The following is a 5,129-nucleotide window of genomic DNA, read 5'->3' on the forward strand; positions in this document are numbered from 1 at the left end:
CTATCTAAACCTGAAAAGAGGAAAATCTCATTCAGATTCATTGTGCTGCTTCTTGTTGCAACTATTCCTGCAGTTCTAGTTGGTTTCCTCCTAGAGGATGAAATCAAATCTCTCTTCTCTGATGTGGCATTTGCTTCGATAATGCTTTTTGCTACAGCGGCTGCTTTATTCATTTCGGATAGCTTGAAGGGTGAACGTAAAATCCTTGATCTTTCAATTGCAGGCGCGCTTTCAATAGGCATTTTTCAGGCGGCTGCAATAGCTCCTGGACTATCAAGAAGTGGCTTGACGATATTCGGGGCATTACTTATAGGAATGACTAGAAGTGACGCAGTTAGATTCTCCTTTCTTTTGAGTCTTCCAGTTACCTTTGGTGCCGGTATTTTGGAACTCTCCAAAGTAAGTCTTCCTATATCAACCGTCCTTTTGTCATGTCTTCTTGCCTTTTCAACTGGTATTGTTGGGCTTTGGCTCCTCAAGAAACTTGTTCTGAAGCGACGTCTGAGATTCTTTGGCTTTTACTGTATAATTATAGGGATTGTAGGTCTGATTTTTCGAGGAGTGATGTGATTTGGATTTGAATCTCCTCTTTCCCGGCTCCTTAGTGTACGTGCCGGGAATGATGGATGCATCCACAAGTAGCTGTGTTCTGCTTGTGGAAGATTACAAGAAAATTCTCATCGATCCAGGCGGGTTCGCTTCGATGAAAGTTTTGGAAGACGGATTAACTTCTCTGGGTCTCTCCCCAGACGATATAACCGATATATTGCTCACTCATTTTCATCTTGATCATGCTTTCAACAGTGTTTTTTTCTCTAAGGCGACGATACATTTACATGAAAGCTTCTCCACTAGAGATTACAGTTCATTTGGTCCAATAATTGGATCTGTGTATAGTAAGATCATTGACTCCTGGAAATGTATAGAGACCTTCTCGGGTGGCGAAAGGATTTTGGGAGCAATAGATGTTCTCAGTTCGCCATATCATTCAAGAGATCATGTGTCCTTCTTTCTCCAAACGGAAAATCATGGAAGGGTTTTCATTTGTGGAGACGTCTGCGCAAGACAGATACATTATCACGAAATGCGAAAAGGAATGAGATCAGATCCAGCCGCTGCTTTTGTCTTGAAACACTTTGAGAGAGCAGATGCTGTTATTTTCTCTCATGACCTCCCGCTGTTCAAGAGGTGATTGAATGAAGGTGCTTTTTGTATCTTACGAGGTTTATCCTATAGCGAAGGTAGGGGGTCTTGCCGATGTTGCAGGATCCCTTCCGAAGTATCTTAAAGAGCTCGGAGTCGAAATTGATTTGTTAATGCCATTTCATAAGTCGATAGACAAAAATATGGCTATCAAAACGGATGAGAACGTCAGTACCAGGTTTGTCAAAAGAGAGGTTTCTTTTGAGGTTTACAGAGCGAAGTTGCCGAAGAGCGATGTGAACGTTTTTTTGCTTTATAACGAAAGACTTATGGACTCAAAGGAGATCTATGGTGCATCGGATCTTGGTTTTCAGGCAATGAGCTTTTCCGATGCCGCCGCCGGATTTGCAGTTGACAAAGGTTACGATATCGTCCATCTCAACGATTGGCAAACCGCTTTGATCGCAGTATATCTTAAACAGTGTGAAGCAGAGTGCAAGACCCTTCTTTCTATTCACAATCTCGCCTATCAAGGTGTATACGGTAAGGAATATCTAGATCTGTCAGGAATCGAAAAAAGCAATTGGGACGAAATCTCTGAGGCAGGAAAAATAAATTTTCTAAAGGCTGGGCTCGTTTTTTCAGATAAGCTTAGCACTGTATCTCCAACCTACGCAAAAGAAATCCAGACGAAAGAATATGGTGCCGGCCTTGAAAAAATCCTTTCTAGGAGGCGGAGCGACCTGGTTGGAATCTTGAACGGGATCGATTACTACGAATATGATCCCGAAAGAGATGAACGACTTTGGGCAAACTTTTCGCAGGACAATATTGAGGGCAAGAAATTCAATAAATCTAATTTACAGCAACTTGTGGGTCTTCCGAAAAGAGATGATGCTTTGATTGGACTGATTTCACGTCTTGTAGATCAAAAAGGACTTGATTTGATTGAAGATATCAAGGACGAGTTGATGAAGCTTCCCATTCAAATTGTAGTTTTGGGGACGGGAGAGAGCAAGTATGAAGATATGTTCAGGATACTTCAAAAGAATTATCCGGAAAAGGTGGCTGCGAGATTGACCTTTGATCTCGATCTTGCCCAAAAAATCTACGGTGGAGCAGATATGTTTTTGATGCCCTCTAGATATGAACCATGTGGACTTGGACAAATGTTTGCGATGAGATACGGGACTGTTCCAATTGTCAGATACACTGGAGGACTCGCGGACACTGTTCATGAATTTGATCCTGAAAACAATGGTAATGGCTTTGGATTCGTAGAGTACGATGCGAAAAAGCTGCTTGGAGCTTTGAAGAAAGCTCTCAAAGTTTACTTTCAACCAGAACTTTGGAAGAAAGTAGTTAGAAATGCGATGAGACAGGACTTCTCATGGAGAGTCTCGGCAATGAATTACCTCTCCCTGTATAAGAAGATTCTGGAGGTTAATAACGATGCCTGAACTTAGAAAGGATCCGATAATCAAGAGGTGGGTGATTATTGCGACCGAAAGAGCTCGACGACCTCATGATTTCATAAATGCTAAAGAAAATGTTGAATCAGCCTTTTGTCCGTTTGACTATGGCAATGAACACACCACACCTCCAGAAATCATGGCGTTTAGGCCCGCAGATACTGTTAAGGACAGTCCGGGCTGGTGGGTGAGAGTTGTGCAAAACAAGTTTCCTGCATTGGATTCAAATATTGAGCCCGAGCGATTCGGTCACGGCATGTACGATGTCATAAAGGGGTTCGGGACCCACGAAGTCATCATTGAGACACCGGATCACAACGCTTCAATGGCGACTCTATCGTATGGACAGGTTAGAGAAGTAGTTTGGGCATACAAAGAACGTCTCCAGACACTCGAAAAGGACAACAGGATAAAGTACATCTTGATATTCAAGAATCATGGAAGAGAAGCTGGCGCCTCGCTTGTCCATTCGCATAGTCAGCTCATTGCTACACCAATAGTTCCAAAAAGAGTCGCAGAAGAGATAGCTGGTGCAGCTGAGTATTATCGCTTCAGAGAGAGATGTGTATATTGTGATATGGTGAATCAAGAGACTCTTGAAGGGACTCGAGTAGTTGAAGAAAACAGCGATTTCGTAGCGTTTGAACCATTCGCTGCGAGGTTCCCCTTTGAGACATGGATTGTTCCGAAGGTTCATAGTCACAATTTTGGAGAGATATCTGCTACTCAAATCGAGAGTTTTTCGATAATTCTCAAGAATACGTTGCTAAGAATCTACAAAGCTCTAGATAATCCACCGTATAACTTCATGCTGCACACAGGAATAAGAGGAATTGACGAATCGAATCACTACCACTGGCATCTGGAAATAGTACCAAGGCTTACAAGGGTTGCCGGATTTGAATGGGGATCGGGTTTCTACATAAACCCTATGCCTCCAGAGCATGCAGCCATGTATCTTCGTGAAGTCAGCGTTGAGGAGGAATGAAAATGGAAACGAAAGTAAGCGATGAACTCCTTAAACATCTTGAAGGCCTTGCAAAGCTTGAACTACTTGAAGACGAGCGTATTGAACTGAAAAAGGATATTGAGGAGATACTGCAGTATATGACGCTTCTAGATGGAGTAGATCCTGACGCCGAAGAAATGGTCACTCCTGTTGAGAAGAGCCTCGAGCCTAGGGAAGACGAGTTGGTTGAGTTCAAGGAATCGAGACTCATTCGAGATCTCTTTCCCGATACAGAGGGGAGCTATTTGAAGGTGCCAAGGATTTATAAAGAAGAGAAATGAGCAATGAGCAAGGAGGCTGGTAAGAGATACGAGGATCTCGCATGCGAATACTTGAAAGAAAACGGATACAGGATAATAGCAAGGAATGTTGCGTATAGATTCGGGGAAATAGATATCGTTGCTCTTGAAGGCAGGATTCTGGTGTTTGTTGAAGTAAAGGGGGGAAGCTCGTTAGTACTCCCGAGATATCGTGTAGATGAAAGGAAAATTAGGAGATTGGAATTGGCTGCCCAGAGATATATTCTTACTGAAGAGCCTAAGTTTGAGGAAGCTAGACTGGATGTCATTGAGATTCTAGAAAGCGGAGCAGTTAATCATTTTAGATCTGTTGGAAGGTGGTAGAGTGCTTAGAGGTGAACGAGCAGTTAATCAGGAGTACAAGAGATGGCTAGATAATGCATCTGATGAGATCAGAGATGAACTGAAGGATCTCACTCCTGAAGAAGTTAGAGAGAGATTTTCACTGGATCTCGAATTTGGAACAGGTGGAATGCGTGGTGTAATGGGTGCAGGTACAAATAGGATAAATTCTTACACCATCAAGCGCGCCTCTTTAGGGTTTGGGCGCTGGATTTCAGAGAATTACAGTGATCCATCTGTTGTAATAGCGTTTGATACCAGACATAAATCTGCGCAGTTTGCCCAAACGACAGCCGAGGTTCTTTCGTCCATGGGAATTAGAGTGCACGTGTTCATCGAACCCATGCCGGTTCCAATACTTAGTTATGCAGTGAGAGAGTTGAAAGCTAGCGGTGGTGTCGTAATAACGGCCAGTCACAATCCACCGCAATACAACGGTTTTAAGGTCTACACTTCCGATGGGACCCAGGCCGTACCCGGCTATGCAGAAGAGATAGTAAAAAGAGTCGAAGCATCGGACTATTTTGAGGATTTCAGTCCAAGAAGTGAACTGATAAATAGCATCCCGAATTCCCTTCTTGAGAAATACATCGACACCGTGAAAGAAAACATACTAGGACTTACTTCTGACTATGAAGAACTGAATGTTGTTTACACACCCCTACATGGGAGTGGAAACTTTCCCGTTTACAAAGCTCTTACAGTGCTCGGACACAGAGTGAAACGAGTTGAGGAGCAGGCTATACCGGATGGAGATTTCCCGACGGTGCAGAGCCCAAATCCCGAAGATCCAAGAGCCTTTTCCATGGCTCTGGATGTTGCGAGAGAGATAGGCGCAGATCTTGTAATAGCAACGGACCCCGA

6 protein-coding genes and 1 pseudogene are annotated in these 5,129 nt (G+C 43.3%); all 7 read left to right on the forward strand.

The window, feature by feature from the left end; genetic code table 11:
• Positions 1-570, forward strand: a 570-nt coding sequence (locus BG32_RS02125) for an undecaprenyl-diphosphate phosphatase (RefSeq protein ID WP_147434801.1), incomplete at its 5' end; no start/stop codon positions are given.
• A gap of 1 nt (position 571) precedes the next feature.
• Complete coding sequence (locus BG32_RS02130; protein WP_006492317.1) at positions 572-1,192, forward strand: MBL fold metallo-hydrolase; 621 nt, start codon at positions 572-574, stop codon at positions 1,190-1,192.
• A gap of 4 nt (positions 1,193-1,196) precedes the next feature.
• Positions 1,197-2,603: a glycogen synthase gene (locus BG32_RS02135; RefSeq protein WP_006492318.1), complete on the forward strand. Its 1,407-nt coding sequence runs from the start codon at positions 1,197-1,199 to the stop codon at positions 2,601-2,603.
• On the forward strand, positions 2,596-3,603 hold the full coding sequence (galT, locus tag BG32_RS02140; RefSeq protein ID WP_006492319.1) for a galactose-1-phosphate uridylyltransferase: 1,008 nt from the start codon (positions 2,596-2,598) through the stop codon (positions 3,601-3,603). The genes BG32_RS02135 and galT overlap by 8 nt, the downstream gene beginning before the upstream one ends.
• 2 nt (positions 3,604-3,605) lie before the next feature.
• Positions 3,606-3,905 carry an Asp-tRNA(Asn)/Glu-tRNA(Gln) amidotransferase subunit GatC gene (gene gatC, locus BG32_RS02145; RefSeq protein ID WP_039882840.1) on the forward strand — a complete coding sequence of 100 codons (300 nt, stop codon included), beginning with the start codon at positions 3,606-3,608 and terminating at the stop codon, positions 3,903-3,905.
• Between the two features lie 3 nt (positions 3,906-3,908).
• Entirely contained in the window at positions 3,909-4,247 is a 339-nt protein-coding gene (locus BG32_RS02150) for a YraN family protein (protein ID WP_006492321.1), read from the forward strand.
• 1 nt (position 4,248) lies between these two features.
• Positions 4,249-5,129 (forward strand): annotated as a pseudogene (locus BG32_RS02155) (phospho-sugar mutase); the annotation flags it as partial.

The sequence above is a fragment of the Mesotoga sp. HF07.pep.5.2.highcov genome (genome assembly GCF_003666285.1).
Classification (GTDB): Bacteria; Thermotogota; Thermotogae; order Petrotogales; family Kosmotogaceae; genus Mesotoga; species Mesotoga prima.